This window comes from Gardnerella sp. DNF00753 (assembly GCF_049244275.1).
GTDB lineage: Bacteria > Actinomycetota > Actinomycetes > Actinomycetales > Bifidobacteriaceae > Bifidobacterium > Bifidobacterium greenwoodii.
The window spans coordinates 236,549-262,315 of the sequence record NZ_CP058393.1 but is presented as its reverse complement, the minus strand read 5'-3'; the positions used below and the strand labels follow the sequence as shown (position 1 = coordinate 262,315).

Here is a 25,767-nt window from a genome sequence, read left to right as displayed (position 1 = left end):
GATTCGCGCAACAAAATCGCGCACAAACGCAACTTTTCAATTGTAAACCATGGCGCGAATATAAAATTATGGCGAGTTGAAACGCTATAACTCAGCAGAATCACGGCGAGCGCGAATCTTTTCCGCACGCTCCGCAAGCTCATTATCTGGCGGATACGCCACATATTCTAAAGTCAAACCTTGCGGCGCAATAGGGCCTGTAGAACCTTCTCGAATCGGCGTATTAATCTTCTCAACAAACCAATCAAGCGTGCGCTTACCACGCCCAATCTGCACGCAAGCCTGCACAAGCGAGCGCACCATATTGTGAGCGAAAGCATCAGCAACAATAGTAAACTCAAGTAAACCCTGCTCAACAGGCGGTACGCAGCCAGTTTTAAGCTTAACGCGCACGTCATTAGCGCGCTCTCCAACACGTTCCCAACAAGCACTCTTTACATCGCGAATAGTAGTGCCGCCAGGATTAGGGCGAGCAAAAGATCCAAAATCGTGAAGACCAATCATAAGCCCAGCAGCCTGGTTCATTGCATCAACATCCAAAACATCGTCAAGTTTCAAAACAAAACCACGCATACGAGGATCGTAATCACAATAATCAGAAGCGTCGCAAATACGATACACATACGTGCGCTCCAACGCAGAAAAGCGCGCATCAAAACCAATGGGCGCAACACTTACCTTATGCAACGAAATATCTTGCGGCAAAACGTGCTTAAGCCGGTACTCGAGCGCGCAAACACCGTCCAATCCGGTATGACCTACGCATCGCAATAAAGTTTCTTCACAAACATCAAGATGACAAACCTGATGCGACGCATGCACGCCCGTATCCGTACGACCAGCCACAGTAAGGCGCAGCGGCTCAGCAGCATCCCCTTCTGGCACACGCAATACTGTGTGCAAAGCCCCCTCAATTTCACCCTGCACAGTTCGCAAAGTAGGCTGCTTAGCCCAACCGTAAAATCCGCCACCATCGTAAGCTAAATCTAAGCGAAGTCGCATTCAAAACCTTTCCAAACAGACTTTACACTAGCTTTTCTTATCCGAAGAGCTGCCGCCCGCAAGCGCAAAAGCACTCATAACACTACGAATAAGCTCATAAGTTTTTGAATCCATATGCATTGCAATCTTCAATAATTTAGGAACAACCTCCGACCAATGAGAAGACATTTCATCAAAAGTTGGGTATCCCAAACTGCTAAAAATGCTATAAACGCTGTCAATTCTGCGCTTTCGCTCCTCAAATGGCAGATTCATCATCCACTCGTTTGCAGCCTTAGAAACGGCCAGAGCGCGCGGAGTTACGCAATCACAGTAGTCAAAATCACCATTTTTAATCTGCCAATACATGCCAAAATGTTGCATTAATCCAATCGAATCGGCAAATGTAACCTTATACGGCACTCCCGTATCCATAATCAATCCAATAAAGGCAGACTGCGGAACTACTTTTTCAATACGACTTGAAACATTCGCAAAAACGCTTGTATCCACTACATCAGACGCAAAACCAGGTCCGTCCATAGAATAAATTTTTGATACAAGATCACCTAGTTTTTGACTTGTAGCATCTAAGCGCATAGCCGCATAAGCAGCCATGTTCCCACCTTTTGAATGACCGACAACAATAATATTTGGATTATTTTGCGCATCTACGGAAGATTTTGAAAAGCGGGCAAAAAGTTTGTTCGCAAAAATTTTATTAAAGAAGTTTTTATTAGAATAACGTTTGCTATATCTTTGCGCTACAGAAGTCAAATATTCAGCAGCAGATTCTTGCGCTGGCACTGGGCAGCGGAAAGCCATGTTGAAATCTTCTTTCCACCCAACAAGCGTACTGTCAGTGCCGCGAAAAGCCACAACAAGAGTATGAGGATTATCAATCCCCTCGCAATTGCTAAGATCAAAAGTAACTCCAGCAAACTGCTGCTCTAATGATTCGTCAATATTTGATTCATCAAACCTCTCAAGATACTCCCCTACGCGAATTCCCCTATACCTAGGGCTGGAAGCGACAGCAAGAAGCAGCTTCCTGCGGAATTTATCTACTTTGGGAGATCCAGAAGAAAACATTGACGAATATTCTTCTATTCTAAGCAATTCGTTAATAGATACAGTAGAAATATTCTTTGGATTATCGCAATATTTTGGCACGTACGTTGGCATATTTATATAAGATAGCTCGCACAAAATCAGCGCATCTACGGCATTAAACTTGCGCTGAGCGAAGGTAGAGAAATCGTTGCGCAACAAATCAATAACATTCGACATAATTCAATAATAATACAAATAAAAAACGAGCCGAGGAAATCCTCGACTCGTTTTAGCAATTCTTCAAGAAGCGAATTTACGCTTAACTTTAAGATTTACTTTACCGATGCGTAAAGCTGAAATGCTGACTACTCGGCAGCTTCTTCTTTAGCTGCTACCTTAGTAGCTGCTTCAGCTTCCTTCACAACAGCCTTCTTTGGGCTTACTGGCTCAGTTACAAGCTCAATAATTGCCTGAGGAGCGGTATCGCCACGACGTGGAGCAATCTTCACGATGCGGGTGTAGCCGCCTTCACGCTGCTTCATCTGCTCAGCAATCTGAGTGAAAAGAACGTGAACCACGGACTTGTTGCGAATCACGCGCAACACGCGACGACGCGAATGCAAATCGCCACGCTTAGCGAATGAAATCAAACGCTCAGCAAGCGGACGAAGACGCTTTGCCTTTGGCAACGTCGTCACAATACGACCGTGCTGGAAGAGGCTGGTCGCCATGTTGGCCAGCATCAGGCGCTCATGAGCCGGGCTAGAAGCCAGACGAGGGCCTTGTTTCGGTGTAGGCATTATTACTCCTTATTGTCGCAATTGCCGAAAATTCAGGTGGGCATCAACCCGAACATCCGAATTTTACGACGATTGCAGGTGAATTCTACTCGTCTTCAGGCGAGAAGAAAGTGCCACCTTCGAGATTATTGGCGTCGAAGCCAATCGGCGAAGCCTTCAAAGACAGACCCATGGACTGCAACTTCTCTTTGACCTCATCGATGGATTTCATGCCGAAATTACGAATATCGAGCAAATCCTGCTCAGTGTGAACTACCAATTCGCCGACTGTATGAATACCCTCGCGCTTCAAGCAGTTGTAGCTGCGCTGGGTAAGATTCATTTCTTCAATCGGTATAGCCAGCTGGGAATCAGATTCCTCACGCATTGGCGCTGGACCAACTTCAACACCTTCAGCTTCAAGATTAAGCTCACGGCAAAGGCCGAAAAGCTCAACCAAGGTTGAACCTGCGGACGCAACAGCATCGCGCGGTGTAATAGCTGGCTTGGTTTCCACATCCAGGATGAGCTTATCGAAGTCCGTGCGCTGTTCCACGCGGGTAGCTTCGACCTTATAGCTCACCTTCAAAACTGGCGAGTAGATCGAATCCACAGGAATGCGGCCGATTTCGCTGTTCTCCTGCTTGTTCATCTGAGCTGGTACGTAGCCGCGACCGCGTTCAACAGTAAACTCAATCTCAAGTTCACCATCTTCAGCAAGTGTAGCAATATGCAATTCAGGGTTGGCAATAGTAACGCCAGCCGGAGGAGTAATGTCTCCAGCGGTTGCTTCACCTTTACCATTCTTGCGCAGATACATCACTACAGGCTCGTCGTACTCACTAGTGAGCACGATGCCCTTGATGTTCAGCAGAATTTCAGTGACATCTTCTTCAACACCTGGCAGAGTCGTAAACTCATGCAAAGCTCCGGAAATGCGTACCGAAGTAACGGCAGCACCTGGAATGGAGCTCAACAAGGTACGACGCAGCGAATTGCCGAGAGTGTAGCCAAAACCTGGTTCCAACGGCTCAATAGTAAAGCGAGAACGCTGGGGATTCAGTGATTCCTCGGTAAGTGTCGGACGCTGTGCGATAAGCACTTTGGTATCCTTTCAGCTTCTGGTCGGTGGTGCACTCGCCGCCCATAAGCGGGTTGGATGGATGGATTCGTAAGAGTGCTCAGACGCGGCGACGCTTTGGTGGGCGTACGCCGTTATGCGCTTGCGGGGTAACGTCGGTAATAGAACCAACTTCGAGACCCGCGGACTGGAGGGAACGGATAGCGGTTTCACGACCGGAACCTGGACCCTTAACAAACACGTCGACCTTCTTAAGGCCATGCTCCATTGCCTTACGAGCGGCAGACTCAGCAGCCATACCTGCAGCGTAAGGAGTCGACTTACGGGAACCCTTAAAGCCGACGTCACCACCGGAAGCCCAGGAAAGGACTGCACCGGATGGATCGGTGATGGAGATAATCGTGTTATTGAATGTTGATTTAATATGCGCCTGCCCAACCGGCACCGACTTGCGGTCCCGGCGACGCGGCTTGCGCGAGGCTTGCTTTGCAGCTGCCATTGACCCTCGTTTCCTAATGACGAATGAGTTGGTATGTCTAGACGATGGAAATGTATCCGTGGCCTAGAGCCGACCACCGACTACTATCGGGTGGCCTTCTTCTTCCCGGCGACAGTACGCTTCGGGCCCTTACGGGTACGAGCATTAGTCTTGGTACGCTGACCACGCACAGGAAGACCCTTGCGATGACGCTGGCCTTGATAGCAGTTGATCTGAATCTTACGACGGATGTCTGCGTCAATTTCACGACGCAAATCGCCCTCGATCTTGTAATTAGCCTCGAGATAATCACGCAAGGTGATCAGCTGTTCATCCGTAAGATCCTTGACGCGAGTGTCCGGATTCACACCGGTCGCGGCAAGCGTTTCCTTAGCGCGAGTGCGGCCAACACCAAAAATGTAGGTGAGGGCAATCTCAATGCGCTTCTCATTGGGAATATCTACTCCGGCAAGACGTGCCATTGTAATTCCTTTACTGTTACGCAGGTCGTGCACCAAGTCTTCCGCATTATTAGATGCGGCCTGGGCCTGCGCACCCAGGGTTCAGCTTCTGCTGTGACTTAGCGCCTTATTCTTTGTATTCCGCGATGGAAATCTGCTCAGCCCTGACGCTGCTTATGACGTGGGTTAATGCAGATCACCATGACGCGGCCGTGACGGCGGATCACGCGGCAGTTTTCGCAGATCCTCTTCACGCTAGGGCTGACCTTCATGGTTTTCCTTTGCTTGTACCTTTACTTATAACGGTACGTAATACGTCCACGGTTCAGATCGTATGGACTCATCTCCAGCACTACACGATCCTGAGGAAGAATGCGAATATAATTCTTGCGCATTTTTCCGGAAATCGTAGCTAGAACGATGTGCTCATTCTCGAGCTGAACGCGAAACATCGCGTTCGGCAGTGCTTCGACTACCTTGCCTTCGACTTCAATCACACCGTCTTTTGCCATGAGCCTCGTTCCGATCCTTGGGCATACTACTTCGCGCATCCGAAGACACGCCAATCTTCTATATTACAGTAAATGCGCCCTATACAACACTCGGCGTGTCGCATGGGGCGCATTTCTCACACAAACCTGACTGTAATAAATCAGTCTAGTATTATTGTCCTACTGCTATTAGTTTAGCGATTCAATGATGCGATTATTAATTTCTTTAATATCACCAACACCATCAACTTCAACTAACTGACCGCGGCTATCGTAAATATCAAGAAGCGGAGCAGTTTCTTTTTCGTATGTTTCCAAACGCTTAGCAATAACTTCTGGAGTATCGTCAGAACGACCCTGCTCTACTGCGCGCTTCTGCATGCGCTCGAGCAAAACCTCACGCTCAGCCTCTAAAGCCACAACGTGGTCGAGCGGAGTTGAAAGTTCTTCCAACATTAAATCCAAAGCCTGAACCTGGGAAGCGTTGCGAGGATAACCGTCGAGAATCCAGCCATTCTTAGCATCATCTTGTGCAAGACGATCCTTAACAATGCTGTTTGTCAGCTCATCTGGAACCAACTCGCCCTTGTCAAGATAAACCTGCACTTGCTTGCCAAGCTCAGTCTGATTTTTTAAGTTATAGCGGAAAATATCACCAGTAGAAATTGCTGGAATATTGTAATGCTCGCTTAACAAAGCAGCCTGAGTGCCCTTGCCAACGCCCTGAGGACCCATAATCAGCAATCGCATATTCATCTCCTTGATTCTTCACAAATTATTTTATTTACTTAGATACTTGCTTTTGATTTTCGTGATTGAACAAGAAACCAGCATACTGGAACTGTTCAGTCTGAGCCTTTGCCTGACGCAAAGTATCCAAACCTACGCCAGCAATAATCAGAATTGTTGTACCGCCGAATGGCAACTTTGTATTCAAGTGCAAAGCCATAATCAAAACGGTAGGAATCAAAGCAACGAAAAGCAAATAAATAGCGCCGACCGTGTTAAGCCTGTTCATAACATAGCTCAAGTAGTTGCTAGTTGCGCTACCGGCACGGATTCCAGGAATAAATCCGCCATACTCTTTCATGTTATCTGCAGTTTCATCCGTATTAAAAGTAATCTCGGTGTAGAAGAAGCAGAAGAACACAATCATCACAGTGTATAGTGCAATATACCAAGCGGACGTGGAATTTGCCAAATTGTTCTCAATCCACTGTACCCAAGGCTTGCTCTTATCTCCGAACTGAGCAATAAGAGTAGGAACAGCGAGAATAGAAGAAGCAAAGATTGGTGGAATAACACCGCTCATATTAATCTTCAACGGCAAATAAGTGGAAGATCCGCCGTACATCTTGCGGCCAATCATGCGACGAGTGTACTGCACAGGAATACGACGCTGCGCAAGTTCCACAAAGTCAACGAAAACAAGAATTACAAGAAGCACGCCGCCAACAATGGAGAACTTAGTCCAATCACCATTAGAACCGTTAGTGCCCCAACCAATTTCCCAAAGCTTTGGCAAGAAGCCGGAGCAAATGGACATAAAGATTAAGACGGACATACCTTGGCCGATGCCCTTATCTGTAATAAGCTCTGCCATCCACATAATAAGGCCAGTGCCGCCGGTCATAATCAAAACCATTACAACCAAGCTCCAGAAGCCACCATCTGGAATAACCTGACCGCACTGATAATTAAACAAAGCGCCTGAGCGAGCAGTTACCAAAATTGTTGTTGACTGCAAAACAGCCAAACCAATAGTCAAGTAACGAGTGTACTGAGTAAGCTTTGTCTCGCCAGACTGACCTTCCTTATGCAACGCTTCGAAGCGCGGAATAACAACGCGAAGAAGCTGAATCACAATGGAAGCTGTAATGTAAGGCATTACGCCCAAAGCAAAGATAGAAAGCTGCAACAGCGAGCCGCCGGAGAACAAGTTGACCAACCCAATAAAGTTCTCTTTTGACGAAGCTAACTTAGCTGTGCAAGCACGAATTACTTTATAGTCAACACCTGGAATCGGAATAAACGAACCGATACGGTAGATGATAATCATAGCGAAGACGAAGAGGATCTTATTCCTCAACTCCTTCGTCCTGAAGGCCTGGATTAACGTTTTCACCTGGGTCTTCCTCCCTTTTTTCGCGCACTCCTAGGCGCAACAGTGCAAAAAACAAACTCTGAGGCAATAGTGTAACTCACGGTGCATACTGAAACAGATTATTGGTGAGTTTTGTCGATAAAAATAGTCCCCCTAGACAATGCTAGAGGGACTATCTACAGCTTTATAACTGCATCAAGCTTAAAGTAATTCTAACTACTCTTCGCTGATGGAGCCGCCTTGAGCCTCAACCTTTGCCTTAGCAGAAGCAGAAGCCTTCATACCCTTCAAGTTCAAAGCAACAGTCAATTCACCATCGCCCAAAACCTTAACTGGGTAACCATCACGCACGGCGCCCTTTGCAATAAGGTCAGCTACAGTAACATCGCCACCCTTTGGGAAGAGTTCAGCGAGAGCTGCAACGTTAACGACCTGGAACTCCTTCTTGAAAGGACTCTTGAATCCACGCAACTTAGGCAAGCGCATGTAAAGTGGAAGCTGGCCACCTTCGAAGCCAGGACGAACCTGATAACGCTTCTTTGTGCCCTTGTCACCACGACCCGAGGTCTTACCCTTGGAGCCTTCACCACGGCCTACGCGGATGCGATCCTTCTTAGCTCCTGGAGCTGGACGCAATGTGTGCATATGCAGCATTGGTTCTTCGTTAGCCATAATCAGTCGACCTCCTCGACGCTCACCAGGTGGCGCACGGCCATGACCAAGCCACGATTGACGGGGGTGTCTTCGCGAACTACGCTGTGACCAATCTTATGAAGGCCGAGCGTATGAACATTCGCGCGCTGGCGCTCAGTGGTGTGAACCAAACCGTGCACCAGAGTGATCTTCAAATTAGACATCACTCACCATCCTTTGCTTCAGCTGCCTTGGCGGCCTGAGCTTCTTCGCGAGCCTTGCGAGCTTCGGCAATGCCGGCAGCGCGCTCACGGAGCAAAGCATCAGGAGCAACTTCCTCAAGAGAAAGACCACGACGAGCAGAAATCTCTTCTGGCTCTTCGAGCTTCTTCAAAGCGTCCACAGTAGCGCGCACCACGTTTACAGCGGTCGCAGAACCCATGGACTTGGTGAGGATATCTGTAATGCCAGCGCACTCCATAACAGCACGCACAGCACCACCAGCGATTACACCAGTACCTGGAGCAGCTGGACGAAGCAACACGGTACCAGCAGCATCGTGACCGAGCACTGGATGAGTGACGGTACCACGAATACGTGGAACAGTGAACATATGCTTCTTAGCGTCAAGCTGACCCTTAGCGATAGCTGCTGGAACTTCACGAGACTTGCCGTAACCAACACCAACAGTGCCCTTACCGTCGCCAACAACAACAAGTGCTGCAAAGCTGAAGGTACGACCACCCTTGTGGGTCTTGGAAACACGGTTAATAGTAACTACGCGATCCAGAAGCTCTTCGCCGCGGTTTTCTTCACGACGATTACGACGCTCGCCGCGCTTACCCTCGCCCTTATTGCGGCGAGAACGACGATCATCGTTGCGTTCCTCAGCGGATGCCTGAGTGTTCTGAGTTTCTTCAGCCACTTGGGTTTCCTTTTCGTTGTCGCTCACAGTGCTAGACCTCCCTGACGGGCGCCTTCAGCTACTGCTGCGACGCGACCATGATATTTGTTACCGCCACGGTCGAAGACTACAGCGGTGATGCCCGCTTCCTTCGCCTTAGCCGCTACTAATTCGCCAACCTTGGTTGCAGCTTCAGTCTTCGTGCCGGTGAAACCAGCGAAGTCAGCTGTCAAAGTGGAAGCGCTTACCAAAGTAATGCCCTTGGTATCGTCCACAATCTGAGCAACCATGTGACGGTTAGAACGAGAAACAACTAAACGAGGACGTTCAGATGTACCAGCAATATGCTTACGAAGACGGGCGTGACGACGCAAACGTGCGACTTTGGTACCCTTACCGAAAATCTTAACGCTCATATCACTTACCAGCCTTTCCAGCCTTGCGCAGGATACGTTCATCGGTGTACTTAATACCCTTACCCTTGTAAGGTTCTGGAGCACGAAGCTTGCGGATGTTAGCAGCAACCTGGCCAACAGTCTGCTTATCGGTGCCCTTAACGATTACCTGGTTAGGATTTGGCAACTCGAACTCAATACCTGCCGGTGGTTGAACGGTAATAGTGTGAGAATAACCGAGCGAGAACTCAATGCCCTTGCCCTTCATTACTGCACGATAACCGGTACCGACAATATCCAAAGTCTTGGTGTAGCCTTCATGCACACCCTTAACCATGGAAGCAACAATTGCGCGAGCCAAGCCGTGCTTTGCACGAGTTGGACGCAAATCGTCAACTGGAGTCAAAACAATCTGATTCTCAGCAACTTCCGCGGTAATGCCCTCTGGAATTACATAGGAGTCAGAACCCTTAGCGCCCTTGACGCTGAAGGACTGACCTTCAATCTTTACTTCCACGCCTTGAGGAATGTCGACGGGGAGCTTACCAATATGCGATGCCATCTTCAGCTCTCCTTTCTCACCATACGTAGGCGACAATTTCGCCGCCAATGCCTCGGTCGAGGCATTCCTTCTGAGTCAACAATCCCGAGCTGGTCGAGATAATAGCGATACCGAGACCACCAAGAGGCATTGGCAAAGCATCAGACTTAGCGTAACGACGCAAGCCTGGCTTAGAAATGCGCTTGATGCCCTGGATAGAACGCTGGCCATTGGAGCCATACTTCAACGTAATTTCCAACGTCTGTCCAACCTTAGCTTCCTTAGCAGCGAAGTCCTTAATGTAGCCTTCGTGCTTAAGGATCTCGGCGATATTCGCCTTGAACTTGGAGTACGGCATTTCCACGGTATCGTGCTTTGCCGCGCTCGCGTTACGCAGACGTGTCAACATGTCTGCGATTGGATCTGTCATTGTCATGTGGGCTAACGCCCTTTCTCGCCGTGGTTTCCACCGCCTCTATATAAGACCTTTGTCTTTAGGCAGTGGACCTTCAGCGTCGATATTTACCAACTGGACTTCGTAACACCCGGCAACTCACCGCGATGAGCCTTCTCACGAAGGCAGATGCGGCACAGACCGAACTTGCGATACACGGAGTGAGGACGACCACAAACCTGGCAACGCGTATAAGCGCGTACCTTGAACTTCGGCTTAGCGGCCGCCTTGTTTTTCAGAGCGGTTTTTGCCATTTCAGTTCTCCTTGAATGGGAAACCGAGGTGCTTAAGCAAAGACTTGGCCTCCACATCGTCCTTGGTGGTAGTCACCACGGTGATGTCCATACCACGCTGATGATCAATCGAGTCAGGATCAATCTCATGGAACATAGACTGTTCCGTAAGACCGAAGTTGTAATTACCCTGACCGTCAAACTGGTTGCCGTTAATACCACGGAAATCGCGGATACGAGGCAAAGCCAGAGTAAGCAAACGATCCAAGAATTCCCACATACGATCGCCACGAAGGGTTACGTAAGCACCGATAGCCTGGCCTTCGCGCAGATGGAACTGAGCGACAGACTTCTTTGCCTTAGTGACCTTTGGCTTCTGGCCGGTGATCAAAGTGAGATCCTTAATCGCACCTTCGATGAGCTTGGAATCACGTGCTGCAGCGCCGACGCCCATAGAGACGACAACCTTCTGTACACGAGCCACCTGCATAGGATTGGTGTGGCCAAATTCCTTCTCCAAGGCTGGAACGATTTCATCCTTGTATTGTTGCTTTAAGCGCGGAGTTGCCGGCAACTCAACTGTAGTATCGGTCATGCCAGCTCCTTTCCGGACTTCTTGGCGACACGCACGCGCACGGTCTTAACCTTGCCGTCACGAGCCTCTTGCTTAACAATCACGCCAACGCGAGTAGGCTGCTTGGTTTCTGGATCAATAACCATCACGTTAGAGCGATGGATTGGAGCCTCAACCGAAACAATGCCCGACTGCTGACCCTGCTGGGTGGCGCGAACGTGCTTCTTAACGACCTGAACGCCTTCTACGACTAAACGGTCGTCGGCAAGTACGCGAAGTACTTTGCCTTCCTTACCGCGATCCTTACCGCGGATAACCTTCACCTGGTCGCCGGACTTAATCTTGGCTACCATATCAGATCACCTCCGGGGCAAGGGACACAATCTTCATGAAGTGCTGATCACGCAATTCACGACCGACTGGTCCGAAGATACGAGTGCCTTTTGGTTCACGGCCAGAGCCGAGAATGACGGCGGCGTTCTCATCGAACTTAATATAGGAACCATCGACACGGCGATGTTCCTTGACAGTACGGACGACGACAGCCTTAACTACGTCGCCTTTCTTGACCGACCCGCCAGGGATCGCGTCCTTGACGGAGGCGACGATGATGTCGCCGATGCCGGCATAGCGTCGCTTCGATCCACCGAGCACGCGGATGGCAAGTAATTCCTTAGCACCCGTGTTGTCGGCGACATGAAGCCGCGTTTCCTGCTGAATCATTGATTCTCCTTAGCCGAGCTGGTTCTCCCCACTCACCTGTGCCTGCCCAAAGAACAGACACAGGTGAAGCGCGGAGCCTTGCCGAACTTGTTTACTTGGCGCGCTCGATAATCGAGTCGAGACGCCAACGCTTGGTCTTGCTCAGGGGCCGAGTTTCCATAATACTCACGAGGTCGCCAATATGTGCCTCGTTGTGTTCATCATGGGCTTTGACCTTGCGGGTGGAGCGAACGACTTTACCGTAAAGCGGGTGTGTCGAACGCTGCTCCAGCTCAACGGCAATCGTCTTGTCCATGGCCTCGGACACGACGTAGCCGCGACGAACCTTGCGGAAGTTGCGCTCTTGGTTCTCAGCCATGCTTACTTCTCCTTGACCTCAGTGGCGCCAGGCTCTTGGCTGATGCCGAGTTCACGCTCACGCAGGACAGTATACATCCTGGCTATGTCGTGCTTGACCGCCTTGAGGCGAGCGCTGTTTTCAAGTTGACCAGTTGCTGCCTGGAAGCGCAAGTTAAAAAGCTCTTCCTTGGACTTCTTCAAGAAGCCTTCAATTTCAGCATTGGTCTTCTCGTTCAAATTCTTGATGGTGTAGTCTGCAGTTCCGACTGGCATCAGATGTCACCGCCTTCACGCGCAATAACGCGGCATTTCATTGGGAGCTTATCGATAGCGCGGCGCAAAGCCTCGCGAGCGATGTCCTCAGAAACACCACCGATCTCGAACATTACGCGTCCTGGGTGGATGTTGGCAATCCAGAATTCTGGAGCACCCTTACCGGAACCCATTCGCGCACCAAGCGGGTGCTTGGTTAATGGACGATCTGGGAAGATCGTAATCCACACACGACCGCCACGCTTAATGTAGCGGGTCATTGCGATACGAGCTGCCTCGATCTGTCGGTTAGTGATGTAGGCCGGAGCCAGCGCCTGAATACCGAAATCGCCGAAAGCAATCTCGGTGCCACCCTTAGACATGCCGCTACGGGTAGGACGGTGCTGCTTACGATATTTAGTCCTCTTTGGGATAAGCATCTGCTCACTCCTTCGTTTCCGTTGCGGCAGGAGCTTCAGCAGCTGCAGCTTCAGCTGGCTTTTCAGCCTGTGCTTCAGCAGCCTTCTGCTGGTTAGCAGGACGTGCGCCACGACGTGGACGACGATCGCCACGACGGCCTTCACGCTTACCCTGCTGAGCCTGCTGCTCTTCAAACTCACGCTCGGTCATATCACCCTTGTAAATCCAGACCTTAACGCCAATACGGCCGTAAGTGGTCTTAGCTTCAAAGAAGCCATAATCAATAAGGGCACGAAGGGTCTGCAGTGGAACGCGACCCTCACGATAGAACTCAGAACGGCTCATTTCGGCGCCACCAAGACGACCGGAGAGCTTAATACGAATACCCTTGGCACCAGCGCGCATTGCGTCCTGCTGTGCCTTACGCATAGCACGACGGAATGTAACGCGGTTTGTCAACTGTTCCGCAATTCCCTGAGCAACCAACTGAGCGTCAAGTGCAGCATTCTTCACCTCAAAGATGTTGAGCTGTACTTGCTTGCCTGTGAGCTTCTCCAGCTTTGCACGAACGCGCTCAGCTTCAGCACCACGACGGCCGATAATAATACCTGGACGAGCGGTGTGAATATCAACACGAACGCGATCACGAGTGCGCTCGATGACGATACGAGATACGCCAGCACGCTCGAGGTCATGGCTCATTTCCTTGCGAATCTTGTCATCCTCAAGGACGAAGTCACGATAACGCTCGCCAGCCTTGTTGGAGTCGGAGAACCACTTAGAACGATGATTCTCGGTGATGCCCAGGCGATAGCCGAAAGGATTTATCTTCTGACCCATCTTTAGCGGGCTCCTTCCTTAAGCGAGACGATAACGGTGATATGGCTGGTGCGCTTGTTAATGCGCGCAGCGCGACCCTGTGCACGAGCGCGGAAACGCTTAAGCGTTACACCCTCATCCACGTAGGTTTCCTTGATGACCAAGTCCTGCTCACGGAATGGTTCACCGGCTTTTTCAGCCTTTACGCGAGCGTTAGCGATCGCGCTTTCAAGAACCTTGCGCACCGGCAATGATGCGTCCTGAGGAGCAAACTTCAAAATGGTAATAGCTTCGCTTGCACGCTTGCCTCGGATGAGGTCGACCATGCGGCGAGCCTTGCGCGGCGTCACGCGGACGTGACGAGCGATTGCTTTAGCTTCCATGTGTCCTAACTCTCCTTTAGCGGCGTGCCTTTTTGTCGTCCTTCACATGACCCTTGAAGGTCTTGGTTGGGGCGAACTCACCGAGCTTATGACCAACCATGGCTTCGGTAACGAATACCGGCACATGCTTGCGGCCATCGTGTACGGCAAAGGTGTGTCCAATGAAATCAGGAGTGATCATCGAACGACGCGACCACGTCTTAATGACGTTATGCGTGCCCTTGTCGTTTTGCTCGTCGACTTTCTTCTGCAAGTGGGCGTCGACGAAAGGGCCCTTCTTGATGCTACGAGTCATCTATTCGACACTCCCTTACTTGCGGTTCTTACCATTCGGGCGACGACGAACAATCATCTTGTTCGAAGCCTTCTTTGGACGACGTGTACGAACCTCGCCCTTGCCCCATGGAGAAACTGGCGGCTTGCCACCACGGGTACGACCACCATGTGGGTGGTCCACAGGGTTCATGGATTCGCCTCGAGTGATTGGCCTACGACCAAGCCAACGAGCGCGACCAGCCTTACCAAGTTCAATGTTGGCGTGATCAGAATTACCAACTTCGCCAATCGTAGCGCGGCAACGAGCGTCAACGTTACGAATTTCGCCAGATGGCATACGCAACTGAGCGTAAGCGCCATCCTTAGCGACGAGCTGAACAGCAGCACCAGCGGAGCGAGCAATCTTTGCGCCACCAAGTGGACGAAGCTCGATTGCGTGAACCACGGTACCGGTTGGAATATTCTTCAGAGGCAGGTTGTTACCTGGCTTAATATCAGCCTGAGCACCAGTCTCAATAACGTCACCCTGGGCAATACCTTCAGGAGCGATAATGTAGCGCTTCTCACCATCTGCGTAGTGCAGCAATGCGATGCGAGCGGAACGGTTAGGGTCATACTCAATATGAGCGACCTTTGCTGGCACGCCATCCTTGTCCCAACGCTTGAAGTCGATGAGACGGTACTGACGCTTGTGACCGCCGCCGCGATGGCGAGAAGTCATGCGGCCGTAAGAGTTACGACCACCAGTCTTGCTGAGTTTGCGTACCAACGATTTTTCAGGCGTAGAACGCGTGATCTCGGCAAAATCCGAAACCGAAGCGTTACGACGGCCTGCAGTCGTCGGCTTATAAACGCGGATAGCCATAATATAGTATTCCTTTACTTTTCTCGGCTAGCCTTCAGTTACCAAAGATGTCAATCGTTTGACCTTCAGCCACGGTGACAATAGCGCGCTTCTGGTTCACACGACGGCCGAAACCGGTGCGAGAGCGCTTCAACTTGCCAGCGCGGTTCAAAGTGTTAACGTTTGTCACCTTGACCTTGAAGATTTCTTCGATAGCCTGCTTAATCTGAACCTTGTTAGCATCTGGAGCCACTACGAAAGTGTACTGGCCACGATCAGAAGCTGCATAACTTTTTTCAGAAACAACTGGCTTAAGAATTACGTCATGTGCTGGGTTATGGACTGCGACCATTTAAATCAGGCCTCCTTAACGACAGGCTCGGTCTTAGCAGCAACGAAGGCTTCGAAGCCTTCCTTGGAGAAGACGACGTACTGAGCTGTAACAACATCGTAAGTGTTGAGCTGATCAGCGAAGATCACGTGAACAGTTGGAATGTTGCGTACAGACATCCACTCATTGATGTTCTCACGAGAAAGAACAACAGTAGTGAATTGGTTATTGGTCACAGGGGTAAGTGCTGCAACAGCTGCCTTGGTGGATGGAACATCCTTAATACCAAAGTCAACTACAGCAATACGTCCAGCATTTGCACGATCCGAAAGAACGTAACGAAGAGCAGCTGCCTTCATCTTCTTCGGGGTGCGCTGATCGTACTTACGAGGAACTGGACCGTGAACAACGCCACCATGTACCCACTGTGGAGCACGAATGGAACCCTGGCGAGCACGACCGGTGCCCTTCTGCTTCCATGGCTTCTTACCGCCGCCGGAAACATTAGCACGATTCTTCACAGCATGGGTGCCCTGACGAGCAGCAGCAAGCTGAGCGATTACGACCTGATGAACCAGTGGGCCGTGAGCCAAAACGTCTTCGTTGGAGATGCCGAAAATCTCAGCAGGAGCTTCAACGGTTCCGCTTGCCTTGCCCTTAGTATCAGTGACGTTCAGAGTTACGTTTGCCATAATTATCAGGCTCCCTTCACTGCCGAACGGACGAGAACGATTGCGCCCTTAGGACCTGGAACAGCGCCCTTAATAGCGAGAATGCCGTTCTCGACATCCGAAGAAACGATGGTGAGGTTAAGCGCGGTGGAAGTCACATGACCCATGCGACCAGCCATACGCTTGCCCTTCAAAATGCGGCTTGGAGTTGCGCAAGCGCCCACAGAACCTGGGCGACGTTCGTTCTTGTGCGAGCCGTGAGTACGACGATAGGACTTGAAGCCCCAACGCTTAATAGTGCCAGCAAAGCCCTTACCCTTGGTAGTGCCAGTGACATCTACTTCAGAACCCTCAGCGAACAATTCAGCGGTCAATTCCTGACCTGGCTGATAATCTGCTGCGTTCTCCGTGCGCACCTCAGCGAGGTGACGACGAGGAGTTACACCAGCCTTTGCAAAATGACCGGCCAATGGCTTGGTCACCTTGGTAGGATCAATCTGGCCATAACCGAGCTGTACTGCGCAATAACCGTCAGACTCTACAGTCTTTACAGCGGTAACTACGTTAGTAGCAACTTCAACCAGAGTTACGGGGACGAAGAAGCCGTTTTCATCCCAAACCTGCGACATACCCAGCTTGCGGCCGAGCAATGCAGTGCGATTCTTATTCTGCGACATTTTCTCCCCCTTCCTACAGCTTGATCTCGATGTTTACATCCGCAGGCAGGTCAATGTGCATCAAAGAATCCACAGCCTTTGGCGTTGGATCTACGATGTCAATGAGGCGCTTATGAGTGCGCATCTCGAAATGCTCGCGAGAATCCTTGTATTTATGAGGAGAACGGATAACAACAAACACGTTCTTCTCGGTCGGCAGAGGAACCGGACCCACCACTGTGGCGCCCGCGTTCGTCACCGTCTCGACGATTTTCTTCGCCGATTGGTCGATGACCTCATGGTCATAGGACTTAAGCCTGATGCGGATTTTCTGTCCCGCCATTGCCGTCCGCCCTTTCTAGCGATTCGTTTACTGTTTACCAACCTGAATTCAAGGGCACCGGCGAGAATAAGCCCCTAGGGCAATTCCACATCAGTGCGCGGCATCAAAAACCTATTCATACAAAAAAATTCGATTCAAAGTTTTTGCTTCCGCGCTCGCTTTTTTTAATTACAATATGCGAGCCTTAAAACAGGCAACTAAGTAATTAAACCATCAACCTTCGATTATTAAAAACCGGGCGTGTCGGCTATTTTCCAACAAAAAATGGCAGAAACTACAATTAGTTTAGCTTCTGCCATTATTAACTAAATACGCAAATAATTACGCGGCTTCACGCTCCAAGCGCATGCGATGGCCTTCTTCTTGAGAAACACCATAATATGCAGCAATAGCAATATCCTTCATATCCTCAATTTGCGGAATACGAGGATTTGCAGGAGCGCACTGATCTTCGTAAGCACGCATGCCAATATTGTCAAGTATCGACCAGTAGTACTCTTCGTCTACGCCACAAGCCTTAAACGAAGCGTCCATTCCAAGCTTTTCATTTCGATACTCTTCAACAGCGCGAGCAAGATTTTCCACGCCTTCTTCAGGAGTCTTACCAGGATCTACACCAAGATTCTTAGCAATCTCCTGATACCTTTCAAGCGCAATATAATGATTGTACTTTGGCCAGCTAGTTGGCTCTTGCGGAATCTGACCGTTGTAGCGAATAACATAAGGCAACAAAATTGCGTTCGTATGTCCGTGTACAACATGGCACAAAGCACCAATAGTATGAGCCATAGCGTGGCACATACCTAAGAATGCGGAACCAAATGCCATTCCAGCCATAGTAGCTGCATTGTGCATTTTTTCTTGCGCCTCAACCTTGCGCTGAGAATCTTCACAATTCACAGAATCGTTGAGATTTTCCCAAATAAGTTTCGAAGCATGCAATGCCATAGCGTCCGTGAAATCATTCGCGTAAACAGACACATAAGCTTCCATAGCGTGAGTTAATGCATCAAAACCAGAATCACATGCCAAACGACGAGGCTGCGTACAAGCTAACACAGGGTCTACGATTGCAACCGTTGGAGTCAAAGCGTAATCCGTAATAGGATACTTGTATCCGGTCTTGTGATCTGTAATAACAGCGTAAGGCGTAACTTCAGATCCAGTTCCGGAAGAAGTTGGTATGCAAACAAGCTTAGCTTTGCCACCAAGAGGCGGAATCTTAAACGCGCGCTTTCGAATATCGAAGAACTTTTCGCGCAAATCAGCGAAAGAAATCTCCGGATGCTCGTACATAAGCCACATAATCTTAGAAGCATCCATTGGAGAACCGCCACCAACAGCAATAATTGTGTCTGGCTGGAATTCGTCACGCATCATTGCGGCTCCGCGCTCAACCGTTTCAACGCTTGGCTCAGGCTCAACGTAATCAATAATGCGGAAAGTAACGCGATTATCTCGAGCACGAAGCTGGTCAATAATCTTATCTACTACGCCAAGCTGCTCCATAACTTTATCGCACACAATAACTGCGCGCTCAACGCCGTACATATCCCTCAAATAACGAATAGCATTCGGCTCAAAATAAGTTTTAGCCGGAATCTTAAACCATTGCATATTATTATTCCTTCGTGCAATACGCTTAATATTAAGAAGATTTATAGCTTGTACGTTGCCAGAAACGGAATTTCCACCGTAAGATCCGCATCCAAGAGTGAGCGAAGGAGCAATAGCATTATAAATATCTCCAACGCCACCAAGAGATCCAGGAGAATTCCAAACAATTCTGCAAGCATGCATACGAACGCCATATTCGCGCACAAGATCTTGATTATTTGTGTGAATTACAGCAGTGTGACCAGCTCCATGCACAAGCATCTGCTCGCACATCTTGAAGCCTTGTTCCTTATTTTCTGCGCGAAGCATTGCGTGAACAGGAGCAAGCTTTTCCATAGTAAGCGGCTCCATCTCACCAACTTCTTTGCACTCTGCAACCAAAATCACAGCATCTTCTGGAATTTCAAATCCAGCTTCGTGAGCAATGTATTGAGGAGATTTTCCTGGAACAGTGGAGTTAAGTTTTGGAGTATTTCCAGAATATGCAGTGCAGCCAAACATATATTGTTCGAGCTTAGCTTTTTCATCAGCATTAACAAAATATGCTTTCCTGCGCTTCAATTCGCGAAGTAATGGCTCATATACGTCCTTATTCGCAATAATTGCCTGCTCGGTTGCGCAAATCATTCCGTAATCAAAATGCTTTGAAAGAATTAAATCGTTTGCAGCACGCGAAATATCAACATCACTGTCAACATATGCAGGAGCATTTCCAGCTCCAACACCGAGAGCTGGCTTTCCAGAAGAATACGCAGCTTTTACCATTCCAGGACCACCTGTTGCAAGAATGGTTGCAATCTTCGGATGCTTCATTAAAGCGCCAGTTGCAGCAATAGAAGGATGCTCAATCCACTGAATGCAATCTTTTGGCGCACCAGCAGCCACAGCAGCATCACGAACAATTCGAGCTGCTTCAGAAGAGCACTTCTGCGCAAAAGGATGGAAACCAAAAATAATTGGGCAGCGAGTTTTTAGCGCAATAAGAGACTTAAAAATGGCTGTAGAAGTTGGGTTTGTAACTGGAGTTACGCCTGCAACAATACCAACTGGCTCAGCGATTTCATCAATTCCAAGAACATCGTCTTCGCGAATAATTCCAACTGTTTTCTGTCCTGCCAAGTAATGCGTAATATGTTCGCATGCAAAAATGTTTTTTGTCGCTTTATCTTCAACAAGACCACGCCCAGTTTCGTCAACAGCCATTTTTGCAAGAACCAAATGCTTATTTAGCGCTGCAACAGATGCTTTAGCTACAATATGATCAATTTGTTGCTGATTAAGCTTTTCAAATTCATCTAAAGCATGTGATGCTTTTTCAACAAGTTGATCAACCTCTTGCTGTGCTGCCAATTCAACATCATCGACGGTTTTAGACTCTGTTTCGGCCTTATTCTGTGCCTCAACCATGAGTAGTCCTCCTTGATCTTTACCAACGGCATTAATAACGACGTTAATAACGACGTTAATAGCAAATATTTTTTGCCTGTTGTTACTCACAGTAAGTAAATATGTGATACAAGTCACAATTTAGCCGTTTTACTGTACTTTTGCATCTTTGCAGCGAGTTGCGCTATTTATGATTGAGCACGGTAGAGTTATGTTCGTTTTTTGAGTACTTTTGCTTACTTTTACGTTCGTTTTTATTTTTTTATATAGATTTTGATATTTAGATTTTGTTAGATTTTGATATACAAAAATGGCTCCAAGCAAAAGCCTGAAGCCATTTTGTAAAATATATATTCTGCGAAACTTAACGCTTCGAGAACTGAGGTGCACGACGTGCCTTGTGCAAACCAGCCTTCTTGCGTTCCACAACGCGAGCGTCGCGAGTCAAGAAGCCAGCCTTCTTCAAAGCAATACGGTTTGCATCGCGATCGATGGAATTCAATGCACGAGCAACACCCAAGCGAATAGCACCAGCCTGGCCGGTAGTGCCGCCGCCGTCAACGAGGACTACGACGTCGAACTTGCCTTCAAGCTTGAGCAACACGATTGGTGAATTCACTTCGCGCTGCAATAAGCGAGATGGGAAGTACTCTTCCAAAGTGCGACCATTGATGGTCCACTTACCAGAGCCTGGAACCAAACGTACACGAGCAACAGCTTCCTTACGACGACCAGTGCCGTAGCCTGGCTCGATTGCGGAAGTGCCGGTGCCTGCACCAGCGTTAGTTTCAGTAGTGTAGCTAGTCAGTTCTTCTTCGTTTTCAAGAACCGCGGAGTTGTTATTTTCTGCCATATCTATTCTCCTTGATCTCACTTAGCCTGCTGAGAGACCTGAGCGATCTCGAAGACCTGTGGCTTCTGCGAAGTGTGCGGATGCTCAGCGCCAGTGAACACACGAAGGCGGTCAAGCTGCACCTTAGCAAGACGATTCTTTGGAAGCATGCCCTTGACAGCAGCCATGATAATACGCTTTGGATTCTTCTCCAAAAGCTCTTCATAGCTATCACGACGAAGGCCGCCTGGACGACCAGAGTGGGAATACAGTTCCTTGCTCAACTTATTGCCAGTCAAAGCAATCTTTTCAGCGTTAATAATAATAACGTGATTGCCAGAATCAGCATGAGGAGCAAACGTTGGCTTATTCTTACCACGCAGCAAGATTGCTACCTGAGAGGCCAAACGACCAAGTACCACGTCAGTGGCATCGATGATGTACCAGTCATGAGTCAAATCTGCTGGTTTCGGTGTGAAAGTCTTCACAATCGTACCTTTTCTCTATTGTGTTTCGAGCGTTGTATTTTCTTGGTTTATAGAAAATACGTTACTCATAATCCGTGGGCTCCCTGAAAGTCCTCGATGGCGAGTGGGAAAAGCGCTTTGAAGGACCCCTTAGGGAAACACAACAATCTGCAAGTATATCGCCAAGTGGCGACTACTTGCAAGTGTCTATTTTATATAAGGCTGAGACGAATACAAAACAAATTGCTCAACAAATTGCTCAACAAATTGCTAAACAAAATAAATCACAAGATGTTATGCATTCATAATCGCAGCAAGCGAGCGCACACGAGGCAAATCAAACATAGTATCCAAAGACACCGGATTGCCGTCACCATCAGCTAACGGAATACGCCAATTCGGGTACTCATCATTAGTTCCAGGCTGATTTTGCGCACGATACTCACCAACTGCATCAACCAAAGAAGCAGCAAGCAAACGTGAAGGAGCATCCTTCAAAGCACGATACAACGCCTCAATAATCTCCTGAGTATGAGCATCCTCATCCTCAAGCAACTGAGCATCCAAATAACCGCCCTTAACTAACATGCGCATCATGGCACGATGCTCTGCTTCAGCTCCAGCGCGGAATTCTTCAACAGAACCCGTAAGCAAGTGCAAACGCTCACGAATATTAACCTGTTCATAGCGCAAATAACCAGCAGCAGGAGGTAAATCGTGGGTATTTACAGAAGCAAGTGTCATTTCGCGCCACTTATCTGGAGAACGGAATTCACCATCTTGCACCTCGAACCATTCAACCGTGCAACCAAGCACAGCCTTCTTGCGCAGCACATCCAAAGCATTTGCAGGCAAAACACCCAAATCTTCGCCAACAACTACACCGTGAGCGCGAGCGGCTTCAATTGCCAAAATGCCAAGCATAATGTCAGCATCGTAGTAAACGTAAGCACCGCCACTTGGAGCTGAACCTTCTGGAATCCACCATAAGCGGAAAAGTCCAAGAATGTGATCAATTCGCACAGCACCAGCTGAAGCAAACATTCCATGAACCATATCTCGGTATGTTTTAAAACCAGTGCGCTCAAGCTCAAACGGATGCAGTGGAGGCTGCGACCAATCCTGGCCCTGCTGATTGAAGTAGTCAGGCGGAGCACCAACTGTAGCACCGTTAGCAAATCTCTCTGGATTCCACCAAACTTCAGATCCTGCAGGATGCACACCAACAGCCATATCTGACATAATGCCAATCTTCATACCAGCAGCACGTGCAGCAACTTGAGCATCATGCAATTGCGTAAAAGCAACCCATTCAAGCCAACGATAAAACTCAAGAGTATCCGGGAAGCGCTTAGCTAATTCGCGCACTTGGTCAGAATCTTTAGTAAGAGTCTTCTCCCAGCAATCGTCACCCTTTGGAGCACCCCACTTGTCGTAGCAAAGGCACCATGTGGCATAGGATTCAAGACGCTCGCCCATTTCCTGCTTAAACTCGTCAAAAACGCGAGTGCGATTTTCTGGCATGCCAGCCTTGAAAATCAGCCACAATGCGCGCATTTTTACACGCCACATAGAATCTCTATCAATGATTTGAGCATCGTTGTTAAGAGGCTCTACTTGGGCATGTAATTTTTCGACTTCTTTTCGAGTTTTATCGTTTAACGTTTCATACTCAGGAATACTTTCTGGGCGAATATACGTTACGTTTACCATTCCTCGAGCAACCGGTAAGTACGGAGATGGCGTAAGCGGAGTTACAGGCTCACCTGCATGCATTGGGTTGATTAGCACAAAGTCGGCGCCAGTTTTTTTCTTAGATTCAGCAAGAAGAGTTGCCAAATCTGCAAAATCGCCAACACCCCAAGACTTTGAAGAACGGATTGAATAAAGCTGAGCCATCCATCCCCAAAGCTGCTCGCCGTTTGCTTCAAGAGAATCAAGTGTAGTAATGCTTTCTGGAGCACTAATAAGTGTTGCTTCTTCTTGACGCTCCCCAACAGTTACTCGCAAAGTGTGGTAGCCCATTGGCAAATCTTCAGGAATTTTAATTAAAGATGTAGCTACAAACTTGCCATTTACAGGGTATGCAGTGGTGTTATCGTTAGGTACGATTTCTAATTCACCCTCATACTGTTCGCCATTTTCCAACGTAATAGTTGCCACTGGATACTCGAGAATTCCAGTATTCACAGTTACTTCATCGCACTTTCCAACCGTATGCAAAACTGTTGGAGCAACAATACGCCCGTGACGATAAGCCAAAACATCTTGCATAGATTTTTCTATTGCAGCATCGCTAGAAGCATCTACGCCTAATGCGGCTAAAACAGACACCAATACATTATCTTGAATTTCATGTTCTTTATTGTCGGAACCAACGTAACGCACACCTACGCCCATTAATTCTGCTAGGCGATGCAGTGGCGACGCTTCTGTCACTTCTTCTGTTTTATTATTCATGTTTCCCATTATTCGCGAGAGCAACGACCGCGCGCCGCCAAAGCCACATCTTCCGACTTGTCGTTGCACAAAGTTTGCAAAACATTTTGCGGAACTCCAGGATTTAGCGCAACTGCTCTACGCACCATAGTTGCCAATACGGTTGGCGCGCTTTCTTCTATACTTACTCCAAGAGATGCAAGATATTGCAAGGTTTTCGCACTTACGCCATCTACTTGCGCACCTTCTAAACGCATTTTCCAAGATGCTTTTGGATTGCACAATGCAGCATCGCGAACCTTAGGGCAAGAATCTTTTGTAAGTCTTCCAACTAACCAATTTTTAGCATCGTGATTTTCAGCAACAGCAAGACGAACATCATCTGCGCAATCTTCTGAAAGTTTCACTAATATATTCGGGAATGGCATTGAAGTAGCTAAGTAGATTCTGTCTTCTTCTGGAGTATTTGCGTTTCCAGCAACAGCTTCCAATAAAGAAGTGGCTCTAGAAAACGCGGCTTGATCAGACCTATCTGGCAACTTGCGTCTAGCAAATTCGTGAAGTTCTGCAGAATCCTCACTATGGCGCAAATGCTCATATACTGCGGTTAAAGGCTCATATTCTGCATCGTTATTTTGCTGCTCTTGATTATTCGTACTCATAAAATCACCTTTAACGCTTTATGTCGATTAGCTTATTACTTAGAGTACCATCTGCTTTCGGCACAACACTTCAGGAACAACACTTCCAGAAAAAGCATTTTTAACTAGCAAAAGAAATTCTTCCGATTTATAAGTTGGTACGGAAATATTTAGAGTAATATCAGCTCCATAATTTTCGCTGTCAATTACGCCTTCTACTTGATTGACTATATGCTGCAACATGCGCAATTGCTGATATTTAAGATTACACGCAAAGCTAATGCAAGAAACAATATCTACGATTTTTGCTGCAGCAACCGCCATACTTGCAGACTTAGCATAAGCTCGCGTTAATCCGCCCGAGCCAAGTAAAATACCGCCAAAGTAGCGCGTTACTGTTACTACACAATCTGTTAAATTTGCTGAGCGTAAAACATCAAGTATTGGTTTTCCAGCTGTTCCGGCAGGCTCGCCGTCATCGCTCATTCGCTCGCATAATTGCGCTCCATGCATTCCGCATATAGCAGCATACGCAACGTGACGCGCTTTAGGATTCGCAACTTTAACCGACTGCACAAAATCCACAGCTTCATCAAGAGTTGTTACATGACAAATATTGCCAATAAATTCTGACTTTTTCTCAACAAACGCATCATGCGCCGGATTAGAAGAATTTTCTTGCACTGTGTGCGAATCAGTATGCGAATCAGTATGCAAATCTGGCACTATATACTAGGCCTTTTCGTAGCGAAGCAAACGATCAATAATCTCAGTAACATCTTCCATTGCTTGTTTTGCGCCTTCAGCCGTGCCTGTTTCAACAGCATGCTGTATATCACTATTAACATGCTCACGCGCAGTCAACACAGCTAAAGAATGTAACGCAGCTGTTGCAGCAGAAAGTTGCATAAGAACATCTTTGCATTCAGCATCTTTCTCAATCATAGTATTGATAGCGCTAAGCTGCCCCTGCACTCTGTGCAAGCGTACTAACAGTTTATTTTTATCAATATCATAATCTTTCATTGCTGCTCCCTCTTCAATAAAAGCACAGTAATATATATGTCATAACGTCATAGCCAATATAGCACAAGTTGACATACTACTCATATTATGCGCAAATTGTAAAGCAATTACAACAAAAAATTTGACGCGCTAATCATATT

The 25,767-nt window shown here is 48.2% G+C and carries 38 protein-coding genes; all 38 read right to left on the bottom strand.

The window, feature by feature from the left end; translation table 11 throughout:
* Positions 1-84: 84 nt before the first annotated feature.
* The 38 genes from HXT33_RS01235 to HXT33_RS01050 all read right to left on the bottom strand — a co-directional run bounded on the left by HXT33_RS01235 (position 85) and on the right by HXT33_RS01050 (position 25,627).
* Positions 85-1,002: a tRNA pseudouridine synthase A gene (locus HXT33_RS01235; protein ID WP_421787199.1), complete on the bottom strand. Its 918-nt coding sequence runs from the start codon at positions 1,000-1,002 to the stop codon at positions 85-87.
* Positions 1,003-1,029: 27 nt separating this feature from the next.
* Positions 1,030-2,271, bottom strand: a complete 1,242-nt coding sequence (locus tag HXT33_RS01230; protein ID WP_421787197.1) for an Mbeg1-like protein — start codon at positions 2,269-2,271, stop codon at positions 1,030-1,032.
* Between the two features lie 128 nt (positions 2,272-2,399).
* The gene (gene rplQ, locus HXT33_RS01225; RefSeq protein WP_004129014.1) at positions 2,400-2,834 is read right to left on the bottom strand and encodes a 50S ribosomal protein L17; all 435 of its coding nucleotides are present in this window, start codon (positions 2,832-2,834) and stop codon (positions 2,400-2,402) included.
* A gap of 85 nt (positions 2,835-2,919) precedes the next feature.
* Complete coding sequence (locus HXT33_RS01220) at positions 2,920-3,915, bottom strand: DNA-directed RNA polymerase subunit alpha (RefSeq protein WP_004134296.1); 996 nt, start codon at positions 3,913-3,915, stop codon at positions 2,920-2,922.
* 79 nt (positions 3,916-3,994) lie between these two features.
* Positions 3,995-4,393: a 30S ribosomal protein S11 gene (gene rpsK, locus HXT33_RS01215; RefSeq protein ID WP_004105468.1), complete on the bottom strand. Its 399-nt coding sequence runs from the start codon at positions 4,391-4,393 to the stop codon at positions 3,995-3,997.
* 83 nt (positions 4,394-4,476) lie between these two features.
* On the bottom strand, positions 4,477-4,854 hold the full coding sequence (gene rpsM, locus HXT33_RS01210; RefSeq protein ID WP_004105472.1) for a 30S ribosomal protein S13: 378 nt from the start codon (positions 4,852-4,854) through the stop codon (positions 4,477-4,479).
* 137 nt (positions 4,855-4,991) lie between these two features.
* Complete coding sequence (rpmJ, locus tag HXT33_RS01205) at positions 4,992-5,105, bottom strand: 50S ribosomal protein L36 (RefSeq protein ID WP_003842636.1); 114 nt, start codon at positions 5,103-5,105, stop codon at positions 4,992-4,994.
* 21 nt (positions 5,106-5,126) lie between these two features.
* A complete protein-coding gene (infA, locus tag HXT33_RS01200; RefSeq protein WP_004129021.1) occupies positions 5,127-5,345 on the bottom strand; it encodes a translation initiation factor IF-1 in 219 nt (72 codons plus the stop codon).
* A 168-nt stretch (positions 5,346-5,513) separates the two neighbouring features.
* The gene (locus HXT33_RS01195) at positions 5,514-6,074 is read right to left on the bottom strand and encodes an adenylate kinase (protein WP_004129023.1); all 561 of its coding nucleotides are present in this window, start codon (positions 6,072-6,074) and stop codon (positions 5,514-5,516) included.
* Between the two features lie 34 nt (positions 6,075-6,108).
* Positions 6,109-7,449 (bottom strand): preprotein translocase subunit SecY, encoded by a 1,341-nt coding sequence (gene secY / locus HXT33_RS01190; RefSeq protein ID WP_421787195.1) that lies wholly within the window; start codon positions 7,447-7,449, stop codon positions 6,109-6,111.
* 195 nt (positions 7,450-7,644) lie between these two features.
* Positions 7,645-8,100 carry a 50S ribosomal protein L15 gene (rplO, locus tag HXT33_RS01185; RefSeq protein ID WP_004134287.1) on the bottom strand — a complete coding sequence of 152 codons (456 nt, stop codon included), beginning with the start codon at positions 8,098-8,100 and terminating at the stop codon, positions 7,645-7,647.
* A 2-nt stretch (positions 8,101-8,102) separates the two neighbouring features.
* On the bottom strand, positions 8,103-8,285 hold the full coding sequence (rpmD, locus tag HXT33_RS01180) for a 50S ribosomal protein L30 (protein WP_004105491.1): 183 nt from the start codon (positions 8,283-8,285) through the stop codon (positions 8,103-8,105).
* Entirely contained in the window at positions 8,285-9,013 is a 729-nt protein-coding gene (gene rpsE, locus HXT33_RS01175) for a 30S ribosomal protein S5 (RefSeq protein WP_004134284.1), read from the bottom strand. The genes rpmD and rpsE overlap by 1 nt, the downstream gene beginning before the upstream one ends.
* Positions 9,010-9,381, bottom strand: coding sequence for a 50S ribosomal protein L18 (gene rplR, locus HXT33_RS01170; protein ID WP_004109670.1), 372 nt, complete (start codon positions 9,379-9,381; stop codon positions 9,010-9,012). Before rplR ends, rpsE begins: the two co-directional genes overlap by 4 nt.
* Position 9,382: 1 nt before the next feature.
* Positions 9,383-9,922, bottom strand: coding sequence for a 50S ribosomal protein L6 (rplF, locus tag HXT33_RS01165; protein WP_004129046.1), 540 nt, complete (start codon positions 9,920-9,922; stop codon positions 9,383-9,385).
* 16 nt (positions 9,923-9,938) lie between these two features.
* Positions 9,939-10,337, bottom strand: coding sequence for a 30S ribosomal protein S8 (gene rpsH / locus HXT33_RS01160; protein WP_004105495.1), 399 nt, complete (start codon positions 10,335-10,337; stop codon positions 9,939-9,941).
* Between the two features lie 86 nt (positions 10,338-10,423).
* On the bottom strand, positions 10,424-10,609 hold the full coding sequence (locus HXT33_RS01155; RefSeq protein WP_003808046.1) for a type Z 30S ribosomal protein S14: 186 nt from the start codon (positions 10,607-10,609) through the stop codon (positions 10,424-10,426).
* Between the two features lies 1 nt (position 10,610).
* Positions 10,611-11,183 carry a 50S ribosomal protein L5 gene (rplE, locus tag HXT33_RS01150; RefSeq protein ID WP_004129048.1) on the bottom strand — a complete coding sequence of 191 codons (573 nt, stop codon included), beginning with the start codon at positions 11,181-11,183 and terminating at the stop codon, positions 10,611-10,613.
* Positions 11,180-11,515, bottom strand: a complete 336-nt coding sequence (gene rplX, locus HXT33_RS01145) for a 50S ribosomal protein L24 (RefSeq protein ID WP_004129050.1) — start codon at positions 11,513-11,515, stop codon at positions 11,180-11,182. Before rplX ends, rplE begins: the two co-directional genes overlap by 4 nt.
* A 1-nt stretch (position 11,516) precedes the next feature.
* Entirely contained in the window at positions 11,517-11,885 is a 369-nt protein-coding gene (gene rplN / locus HXT33_RS01140) for a 50S ribosomal protein L14 (protein ID WP_004129052.1), read from the bottom strand.
* 91 nt (positions 11,886-11,976) lie between these two features.
* Positions 11,977-12,243: a 30S ribosomal protein S17 gene (rpsQ, locus tag HXT33_RS01135; protein ID WP_004114365.1), complete on the bottom strand. Its 267-nt coding sequence runs from the start codon at positions 12,241-12,243 to the stop codon at positions 11,977-11,979.
* Between the two features lie 2 nt (positions 12,244-12,245).
* Complete coding sequence (gene rpmC / locus HXT33_RS01130) at positions 12,246-12,497, bottom strand: 50S ribosomal protein L29 (RefSeq protein ID WP_004129054.1); 252 nt, start codon at positions 12,495-12,497, stop codon at positions 12,246-12,248.
* Complete coding sequence (rplP, locus tag HXT33_RS01125; RefSeq protein ID WP_004109684.1) at positions 12,497-12,916, bottom strand: 50S ribosomal protein L16; 420 nt, start codon at positions 12,914-12,916, stop codon at positions 12,497-12,499. Before rplP ends, rpmC begins: the two co-directional genes overlap by 1 nt.
* Positions 12,917-12,920: 4 nt before the next feature.
* A complete protein-coding gene (gene rpsC, locus HXT33_RS01120; RefSeq protein WP_004129057.1) occupies positions 12,921-13,736 on the bottom strand; it encodes a 30S ribosomal protein S3 in 816 nt (271 codons plus the stop codon).
* A 2-nt stretch (positions 13,737-13,738) separates the two neighbouring features.
* Positions 13,739-14,098, bottom strand: a complete 360-nt coding sequence (rplV, locus tag HXT33_RS01115; RefSeq protein WP_004105510.1) for a 50S ribosomal protein L22 — start codon at positions 14,096-14,098, stop codon at positions 13,739-13,741.
* 16 nt (positions 14,099-14,114) lie between these two features.
* Positions 14,115-14,393, bottom strand: coding sequence for a 30S ribosomal protein S19 (rpsS, locus tag HXT33_RS01110; RefSeq protein WP_004114357.1), 279 nt, complete (start codon positions 14,391-14,393; stop codon positions 14,115-14,117).
* A 15-nt stretch (positions 14,394-14,408) separates the two neighbouring features.
* A complete protein-coding gene (gene rplB / locus HXT33_RS01105; RefSeq protein WP_004129060.1) occupies positions 14,409-15,239 on the bottom strand; it encodes a 50S ribosomal protein L2 in 831 nt (276 codons plus the stop codon).
* 34 nt (positions 15,240-15,273) lie between these two features.
* Entirely contained in the window at positions 15,274-15,570 is a 297-nt protein-coding gene (gene rplW, locus HXT33_RS01100; RefSeq protein ID WP_004105515.1) for a 50S ribosomal protein L23, read from the bottom strand.
* A 5-nt stretch (positions 15,571-15,575) separates the two neighbouring features.
* Complete coding sequence (rplD, locus tag HXT33_RS01095; protein WP_004135723.1) at positions 15,576-16,241, bottom strand: 50S ribosomal protein L4; 666 nt, start codon at positions 16,239-16,241, stop codon at positions 15,576-15,578.
* A gap of 5 nt (positions 16,242-16,246) precedes the next feature.
* Positions 16,247-16,897 (bottom strand): 50S ribosomal protein L3, encoded by a 651-nt coding sequence (rplC, locus tag HXT33_RS01090; RefSeq protein ID WP_004105519.1) that lies wholly within the window; start codon positions 16,895-16,897, stop codon positions 16,247-16,249.
* 13 nt (positions 16,898-16,910) lie between these two features.
* Entirely contained in the window at positions 16,911-17,219 is a 309-nt protein-coding gene (gene rpsJ, locus HXT33_RS01085) for a 30S ribosomal protein S10 (RefSeq protein WP_003808013.1), read from the bottom strand.
* 321 nt (positions 17,220-17,540) lie between these two features.
* Positions 17,541-20,243, bottom strand: coding sequence for a bifunctional acetaldehyde-CoA/alcohol dehydrogenase (adhE, locus tag HXT33_RS01080; RefSeq protein WP_421787193.1), 2,703 nt, complete (start codon positions 20,241-20,243; stop codon positions 17,541-17,543).
* Positions 20,244-20,586: 343 nt separating this feature from the next.
* On the bottom strand, positions 20,587-21,075 hold the full coding sequence (gene rpsI / locus HXT33_RS01075) for a 30S ribosomal protein S9 (RefSeq protein WP_004129066.1): 489 nt from the start codon (positions 21,073-21,075) through the stop codon (positions 20,587-20,589).
* A gap of 17 nt (positions 21,076-21,092) precedes the next feature.
* Entirely contained in the window at positions 21,093-21,542 is a 450-nt protein-coding gene (rplM, locus tag HXT33_RS01070) for a 50S ribosomal protein L13 (protein ID WP_004129067.1), read from the bottom strand.
* Positions 21,543-21,815: 273 nt separating this feature from the next.
* Entirely contained in the window at positions 21,816-23,981 is a 2,166-nt protein-coding gene (gene malQ, locus HXT33_RS01065; protein WP_421787191.1) for a 4-alpha-glucanotransferase, read from the bottom strand.
* 8 nt (positions 23,982-23,989) lie between these two features.
* Entirely contained in the window at positions 23,990-24,622 is a 633-nt protein-coding gene (locus HXT33_RS01060) for an AbrB family transcriptional regulator (RefSeq protein ID WP_421787189.1), read from the bottom strand.
* Between the two features lie 39 nt (positions 24,623-24,661).
* Positions 24,662-25,327, bottom strand: a complete 666-nt coding sequence (locus HXT33_RS01055; RefSeq protein WP_421787187.1) for an IMPACT family protein — start codon at positions 25,325-25,327, stop codon at positions 24,662-24,664.
* A 6-nt stretch (positions 25,328-25,333) separates the two neighbouring features.
* Positions 25,334-25,627 (bottom strand): metal-sensitive transcriptional regulator, encoded by a 294-nt coding sequence (locus HXT33_RS01050; RefSeq protein WP_019260714.1) that lies wholly within the window; start codon positions 25,625-25,627, stop codon positions 25,334-25,336.
* Positions 25,628-25,767 lie beyond the last annotated feature (140 nt).

Excerpts from the sequence above, each read along its gene's own strand:
- HXT33_RS01235 (WP_421787199.1), bottom strand. The coding sequence starts at position 1,002 with ATGCGACTTCGCTTAGATTTAGCTTACGATGGTGGCGGATTTTACGGT.
- HXT33_RS01230 (WP_421787197.1), bottom strand. The coding sequence starts at position 2,271 with ATGTCGAATGTTATTGATTTGTTGCGCAACGATTTCTCTACCTTCGCT.
- rplQ (WP_004129014.1), bottom strand. The coding sequence starts at position 2,834 with ATGCCTACACCGAAACAAGGCCCTCGTCTGGCTTCTAGCCCGGCTCAT.
- rpsK (WP_004105468.1), bottom strand. The coding sequence starts at position 4,393 with ATGGCAGCTGCAAAGCAAGCCTCGCGCAAGCCGCGTCGCCGGGACCGC.
- rpsM (WP_004105472.1), bottom strand. The coding sequence starts at position 4,854 with ATGGCACGTCTTGCCGGAGTAGATATTCCCAATGAGAAGCGCATTGAG.
- rpmJ (WP_003842636.1), bottom strand. The coding sequence starts at position 5,105 with ATGAAGGTCAGCCCTAGCGTGAAGAGGATCTGCGAAAACTGCCGCGTG.
- infA (WP_004129021.1), bottom strand. The coding sequence starts at position 5,345 with ATGGCAAAAGACGGTGTGATTGAAGTCGAAGGCAAGGTAGTCGAAGCA.
- HXT33_RS01195 (WP_004129023.1), bottom strand. The coding sequence starts at position 6,074 with ATGCGATTGCTGATTATGGGTCCTCAGGGCGTTGGCAAGGGCACTCAG.
- rplO (WP_004134287.1), bottom strand. The coding sequence starts at position 8,100 with ATGGCTAACGAAGAACCAATGCTGCATATGCACACATTGCGTCCAGCT.
- rpmD (WP_004105491.1), bottom strand. The coding sequence starts at position 8,285 with ATGTCTAATTTGAAGATCACTCTGGTGCACGGTTTGGTTCACACCACT.
- rplR (WP_004109670.1), bottom strand. The coding sequence starts at position 9,381 with ATGAGCGTTAAGATTTTCGGTAAGGGTACCAAAGTCGCACGTTTGCGT.
- rplF (WP_004129046.1), bottom strand. The coding sequence starts at position 9,922 with ATGGCATCGCATATTGGTAAGCTCCCCGTCGACATTCCTCAAGGCGTG.
- rpsH (WP_004105495.1), bottom strand. The coding sequence starts at position 10,337 with ATGACAATGACAGATCCAATCGCAGACATGTTGACACGTCTGCGTAAC.
- HXT33_RS01155 (WP_003808046.1), bottom strand. The coding sequence starts at position 10,609 with ATGGCAAAAACCGCTCTGAAAAACAAGGCGGCCGCTAAGCCGAAGTTC.
- rplE (WP_004129048.1), bottom strand. The coding sequence starts at position 11,183 with ATGACCGATACTACAGTTGAGTTGCCGGCAACTCCGCGCTTAAAGCAA.
- rplX (WP_004129050.1), bottom strand. The coding sequence starts at position 11,515 with ATGGTAGCCAAGATTAAGTCCGGCGACCAGGTGAAGGTTATCCGCGGT.
- rplN (WP_004129052.1), bottom strand. The coding sequence starts at position 11,885 with ATGATTCAGCAGGAAACGCGGCTTCATGTCGCCGACAACACGGGTGCT.
- rpsQ (WP_004114365.1), bottom strand. The coding sequence starts at position 12,243 with ATGGCTGAGAACCAAGAGCGCAACTTCCGCAAGGTTCGTCGCGGCTAC.
- rpmC (WP_004129054.1), bottom strand. The coding sequence starts at position 12,497 with ATGCCAGTCGGAACTGCAGACTACACCATCAAGAATTTGAACGAGAAG.
- rplP (WP_004109684.1), bottom strand. The coding sequence starts at position 12,916 with ATGCTTATCCCAAAGAGGACTAAATATCGTAAGCAGCACCGTCCTACC.
- rpsC (WP_004129057.1), bottom strand. The coding sequence starts at position 13,736 with ATGGGTCAGAAGATAAATCCTTTCGGCTATCGCCTGGGCATCACCGAG.
- rplV (WP_004105510.1), bottom strand. The coding sequence starts at position 14,098 with ATGGAAGCTAAAGCAATCGCTCGTCACGTCCGCGTGACGCCGCGCAAG.
- rpsS (WP_004114357.1), bottom strand. The coding sequence starts at position 14,393 with ATGACTCGTAGCATCAAGAAGGGCCCTTTCGTCGACGCCCACTTGCAG.
- rplB (WP_004129060.1), bottom strand. The coding sequence starts at position 15,239 with ATGGCTATCCGCGTTTATAAGCCGACGACTGCAGGCCGTCGTAACGCT.
- rplW (WP_004105515.1), bottom strand. The coding sequence starts at position 15,570 with ATGGTCGCAGTCCATAACCCAGCACATGACGTAATTCTTAAGCCAGTT.
- rplD (WP_004135723.1), bottom strand. The coding sequence starts at position 16,241 with ATGGCAAACGTAACTCTGAACGTCACTGATACTAAGGGCAAGGCAAGC.
- rplC (WP_004105519.1), bottom strand. The coding sequence starts at position 16,897 with ATGTCGCAGAATAAGAATCGCACTGCATTGCTCGGCCGCAAGCTGGGT.
- rpsJ (WP_003808013.1), bottom strand. The coding sequence starts at position 17,219 with ATGGCGGGACAGAAAATCCGCATCAGGCTTAAGTCCTATGACCATGAG.
- adhE (WP_421787193.1), bottom strand. The coding sequence starts at position 20,243 with ATGGTTGAGGCACAGAATAAGGCCGAAACAGAGTCTAAAACCGTCGAT.
- rpsI (WP_004129066.1), bottom strand. The coding sequence starts at position 21,075 with ATGGCAGAAAATAACAACTCCGCGGTTCTTGAAAACGAAGAAGAACTG.
- malQ (WP_421787191.1), bottom strand. The coding sequence starts at position 23,981 with ATGAATAATAAAACAGAAGAAGTGACAGAAGCGTCGCCACTGCATCGC.
- HXT33_RS01060 (WP_421787189.1), bottom strand. The coding sequence starts at position 24,622 with ATGAGTACGAATAATCAAGAGCAGCAAAATAACGATGCAGAATATGAG.
- HXT33_RS01050 (WP_019260714.1), bottom strand. The coding sequence starts at position 25,627 with ATGAAAGATTATGATATTGATAAAAATAAACTGTTAGTACGCTTGCAC.